The sequence below is a fragment of the Luteococcus sp. genome (genome assembly GCF_043424415.1).
Taxonomy (GTDB): Bacteria; Actinomycetota; Actinomycetes; order Propionibacteriales; family Propionibacteriaceae; genus Luteococcus.
The window spans coordinates 1-3,473 of record NZ_JBHWOO010000249.1; the positions used below are offsets into that span (position 1 = coordinate 1).

4 protein-coding genes and 1 tRNA gene are annotated in these 3,473 nt (G+C 67.5%); 1 reads left to right on the plus strand and 4 read right to left on the minus strand.

Annotation, left to right across the window (positions count from 1 at the left end):
- Positions 1-201: 201 nt before the first annotated feature.
- Positions 202-639, plus strand: coding sequence for a PaaI family thioesterase (locus tag ACHFFZ_RS14500; protein WP_394277310.1), 438 nt, complete (start codon positions 202-204; stop codon positions 637-639).
- A 24-nt stretch (positions 640-663) separates the two neighbouring features.
- Here ACHFFZ_RS14500 and ACHFFZ_RS14505 read toward each other — a convergent pair whose 3' ends face one another.
- The 4 genes from ACHFFZ_RS14505 to ACHFFZ_RS14520 form a co-directional block, all read right to left on the minus strand.
- Positions 664-1,272 (minus strand): ANTAR domain-containing response regulator, encoded by a 609-nt coding sequence (locus ACHFFZ_RS14505; protein WP_394277311.1) that lies wholly within the window; start codon positions 1,270-1,272, stop codon positions 664-666.
- Positions 1,273-1,421: 149 nt separating this feature from the next.
- Positions 1,422-1,504 (minus strand) — tRNA-Leu (locus ACHFFZ_RS14510).
- Positions 1,505-1,629: 125 nt separating this feature from the next.
- Positions 1,630-3,060, minus strand: coding sequence for a pyruvate kinase (gene pyk / locus ACHFFZ_RS14515; RefSeq protein WP_394277312.1), 1,431 nt, complete (start codon positions 3,058-3,060; stop codon positions 1,630-1,632).
- A gap of 94 nt (positions 3,061-3,154) precedes the next feature.
- Positions 3,155-3,473: RluA family pseudouridine synthase (locus tag ACHFFZ_RS14520; protein ID WP_394277313.1), on the minus strand; the 319-nt coding region annotated here is incomplete at its 5' end.

Below are 3,473 nucleotides of genomic sequence, written 5' to 3' on the forward strand. Positions count from 1 at the left end.
TAGACGGCATTGGTGTGCTGTCCGGTGCTGGTGGAGAAGTTGTCGACCGGCAGCGCGAAGAAGGCGCGGTAGGCCATCGAGTGGCCGTCGACGAGCAGGAGCTTCGGCTGGGCAGGGGTCAGATCAGTCACGTCCCCGACTCTAGTGGCCGCCACCGACAGCGACATGGCCGTCGGCGCGAGCTGCCCTAGAGTGACGCGCATGAATGGTGCCGAACTGCCCGACTGGGTCGCCGACCTGGTCAGCCCCCTGGACGACAAGCTCGGCCTCGAGCTGCTTGAGGTGGGTCCCGAACGCGTCGTCGGGCGAATCCCGGTGCAGGGCAACACGCAGGTGGTGGGACTGCTGCACGGAGGGGCGAGCGCCGCGCTGGTGGAGACGCTCGGATCGGTGGCGGCACTGGCCCATGCGCGCGAGCAGGGCGGGATCGCGGTCGGCATCGACCTGAACATCACCCACCACCACGCCGTGCGCACGGGCTGGGTGACGGGCGTTGCCAACGCCTTGCAGCGGGGGCGGCAGCTGGTGAGCTACCAGGTGGAGCTGACCAATGACGAGGGCCGACGCACCGCCTCCGGCCGGCTGACCTGCCTGGTCAGGCCCACCCCTGGCAAGGGGCCGGGCGGCGCGGGCAGCTGATGCCGTCCTGCGCCGCCCCGGCGGTCACTTCTTGGTCTTGCCCTGGGTGATGACCTTCTCGGCGACCTCGCGCATCGAGATGCGAAGGTCCATGGCGGTCTTCTGGATCCAGCGGAAGGCCTCCGGCTCGCTGAGGCCCAGCCCTTCCTGCAGCATGCCCTTGGCCTGGTCCACCGCCTTGCGGGAAGCCAGGCGCTCCTCGAGGTCGGCCACCTCGTCCTCGACGGCGCGGATCTCGGCGAAGCGACCCATGGCGATCTCGATCGCGGGCACCACGTCGGAGGCATCGAAGGGCTTGACCACATAGGCCATCGCACCGGCCTCCCGGGCCCGCTCCACCAGGTCGCGCTGGCTGAAGGCCGTCAGCATGACCACCGGGGCGATGCGCTCCTCGGCGATGACCTCGGCGGCAGTGATGCCGTCCATCCGGGGCATCTTGACGTCCATCACGACCAGGTCTGGGTCGAGCTCACGGGCCAGTTCGACGGCCTCCTGGCCGTCGGATGCCTGTCCCACGACCTCGTAGCCCTCGTCGGTCAGCAGCTCGACGAGGTCCATCCGGATGAGGGCCTCGTCCTCGGCGACCAGGACGCGCGGCCTGGGACGGTTGGTGGTGTTCTCTGCGTTGCTCACGGGGCGTCCTTGCGTTGGCGTTGTACGGACTGCAGGGGATTGGGTGGTCTGACCTCACTCAGGATTCCACACCACGCCGTGTGGTCAACAGGCCGGACGAGCTTGGTATTCCCCCACAACCCACGGGCACCACGGGTGTGCCCAGGGAGTGCCCAGGAGGGGAGTCGAACCCCCACGGTCGTGAGACCAGACGGGTTTGAGCCGTCCGCGTATGCCATTCCGCCACCCGGGCAGGTGGATCTTGAGTTGTCCATGATGCCACAACGACATCGGCGTGACATGTCACACCATCGTCGGCACCCACCCCCACGGGCGGGTGCCGACGACATCACGTGGTGCGTCGTGCAGACTGCCGGATCAGTGCTGGTCGTCCATCGCCGGGCCCTTGATCTTGTGGACCCGCAGCGAGTTCGTCTTGCCCGGAACACCCATCGGGGAGCCCGAGACGATGACGATGTATTCGCCCACCTGTACCTGGCCGGCGTCCAGCATGATCTTCTCCACCGCGCGCACCATCTCTTCCGGATCGGTGAACTCGGGGGTGATCTGCGCAGTGGCACCCCAGGTGAGGGTCATGGTCTGGCGGGTCGACTGGTCGGGGGTGAAGACCAGCATGGGGATTGCTGGACGCAGGCGCGACAGGCGCTTGGCGGTGTCACCCGACTTGGTGAAGGCCACCAGGTACTTGGCGTCGACGCGCTTGGCCACCTCGGCGGCCGCCTTGGCGATCACGCCACCAGTGGTGTGCGGGTCCCAGTCGATCTCGTTGATCTTCGCCAGGCCGTGCTCCTCGGTGTTGTTGACGATGTCGGCCATCGTGCGCACCGTCTCGATCGGGTAGGCACCCACCGAGGTCTCGCCCGAGAGCATGACGGCATCGGCACCGTCGAGGATGGCATTGGCCACGTCAGAAGCCTCGGCGCGCGTCGGACGCGGCGCCGAGATCATCGACTCCAGCATCTGGGTGGCGACTATGACAGGCTTGGCCCACTTGCGCGCGGCCCGCACGATCCGCTTCTGCACCAGCGGCACCTCGTAGAGGGGCAGCTCCACACCCAGGTCGCCACGGGCCACCATGAAGGCGTCGAAGGCGTCGATGATGGCGTCGAGGTTCTGGATGGCCTGCGGCTTCTCCAGCTTGGCGATCACCGGGACGCGGCGACCCTCCTCGTCCATGATCTCGTGGACGCGGGTGATGTCGTCCGCGCTGCGCACGAAGGACAGGGCGATCATGTCGACGCCCTTGCCCAGCGCCCAGCGCAGGTCCGACTCGTCCTTCTCGCTCAGGGCGGGGACGCTGACGGCGACGCCGGGCAGGTTGATGCCCTTGTTGTTGGACACGGGGCCCGCAACGGTCACGCGGCAGACCACGTCGGTCTCGGTGACCTCGGTGGCCTCCATGGCGATCCGGCCGTCGTCGATCAGGATGGTGTCGCCGGGCTTCACGTCACCCGGCAGGCCCTTGAAGGTGGTCGAGGAGCGGGTCTGGTCACCCTTGATGTCATCGGTCGTGATGGTGAAGGTCTGGCCATAGCTCAGCTGCACCTTGTCCTCGGCGAAACGCCCGAGGCGGATCTTCGGGCCCTGGAGGTCAGCCAAGACGCCCACGGTCTTGCCGGTCTTCTCGGCAGCATCGCGCACCAGCGTCAGGCGCTTGTCGTGCTCCGAGTAGTCACCGTGACTCATGTTGAGGCGGGCGACGTCCATGCCCGCATTGACGATTTCTTCCATACGCTCCGGGGTCGAGACTGCCGGCCCGAGCGTGCACACAATCTTTGCTCTACGCACAGGTCAAGACTACCTGAAGCCTCTTGTGGAAAGGCTGAGCGCGCCGGGTTGCCAAGGGTTGTTCACGCCCCCGTCACCCCACCGACGCCGGGGCTCACCCCTCGCGGACGATCTCCAGGGCCGCTGCCAGGTCGTCGGGATAGTCCGAGGTGAAGGTGACCCACTCCCCCGTCCCGGGATGGGTGAAGGACAGTTCCACCGCGTGCAGCCACTGGCGCACCAGGCCCAGGCGCTGGGCCAGCACCGGATCGGCACCATAGGTGGGGTCGCCGACGCAGGGGTGCTTCAGGGCGGCCATGTGCACACGGATCTGGTGGGTGCGCCCCGTCTCCAGGTGCACCTCCAGCAGGCTGGCGTGCCGGTGGGCCTCCAGCGTCTCGTAGTGGGTCACCGAGTGACGGCCACCGTCCACG

Excerpts from the sequence above, each read along its gene's own strand:
- ACHFFZ_RS14500 (WP_394277310.1), top strand. The coding sequence starts at position 202 with ATGAATGGTGCCGAACTGCCCGACTGGGTCGCCGACCTGGTCAGCCCC.